Raw genomic sequence first — 1,125 nt, 5'->3', positions numbered from 1 at the left:
CTGCGCGCCTGGTGTACTGCTAGGCCACGTGTACTGCTAGATGATTAAGTCCTATTGGATTTAGTGGTCGTAGGCGATGAGGGAGCGCTTGCGGGGCGCGTTGATGCGCCAGTTGTGCCAGATGCCTGCGGCGAGGGCGAGGAGTCTGGCTGCTACCCGGGCGTAGACGCCGGCCATGGTCCGTCCGCCGTGTTCTTCGAGGCCGAGTTGGCCCTTGAGGGTGTCGAAGACGGATTCAATCCATTGTCGGATGCGGCCGAGTTTGCCGAAGCGGGGTTTCTCATCCTTGCGGTCCGGGCGGATCAGGTGCGCGCCGAGGTCCTCGGTGATGAACCGTTCGAAGTCGCGGCCAGCGAAGCCCTTGTCGCCGAGGATGACCTGCCCGGCGCGGATGAGGTGATGGTCGTGTTCAAGGAGTGACTGGGTGACCTCGCGTTCACCGATCTTTGGGTTCGCCAGGCCCCAGATCACGGGCATGCCGTCGGGGGTGCTGATCAGGTAGAGACGGAAGCCCCAGAAGAACCGGGAGTGGGAGGCACAGTAGCCGTAGTCGGCGTGCCCGGACAGGTCGGAGCGTTTGACGGTTTCCCGGGACGTTCCGCACGGGACGGGGGTGGAATCGACCAGGCGCAGGACCTCGTGCCAGGACGGGGTGTCCCGTGCCAGGGCGGTAATGGCTGCCGCGATCACGGGGCCCGCGGCCCGGAGACGCTTGTTATAGCCGGATTGGTGCGGGATGCCCGGGAACATCCCGGACAGGTGGATCCGTGAATAGCGGATCCATCTGGTCTCCGAGGAGAAGCCGAGCAGGTGCTGTGCCACGGCCAGGCAGAGCAGCTCTGCGTCGCTCAGCACCGGTTTCCGGCCCGGCCGGTGAGCCCTGGACACACCCAGGTCCGGCAGCACATGGTCATCCAAATAGACGTAAAGTGTGGTCAGGAGAGTGTTTAGTTGCGTGTTCACAAACTCGGCTTAACACTCTCCGCCTTACTTTAAAAGCTCCCGCGCCCGGCACAGCAATAGGACTTACTCATCTAGAGGCCGTCGTCGTAATTCCAGTGCTCCTGCCAGCGCCAATCGATAGGTTCGCTGACGCGCTGGTAGCGGATGTCGGTGGACAAGCGC

The 1,125-nt window shown here is 63.0% G+C and carries 1 protein-coding gene; it reads right to left on the bottom strand.

Annotated features, from left to right (window positions below):
• Positions 1 to 60 precede the first annotated feature (60 nt).
• Complete coding sequence (locus tag ACLRGI_RS22785) at positions 61 to 963, bottom strand: IS982 family transposase (RefSeq protein ID WP_419203721.1); 903 nt, start codon at positions 961 to 963, stop codon at positions 61 to 63.
• Positions 964 to 1,125: the final 162 nt, after the last annotated feature.

The organism is Paenarthrobacter sp. PPS72 (assembly GCF_048537125.1).
In the GTDB taxonomy this organism is placed as follows: domain Bacteria; phylum Actinomycetota; class Actinomycetes; order Actinomycetales; family Micrococcaceae; genus Arthrobacter; species Arthrobacter nitroguajacolicus_E.
The sequence above is the reverse complement of the archived record's forward strand: the minus strand, read 5'-3'. Positions and strand labels throughout refer to the sequence as shown.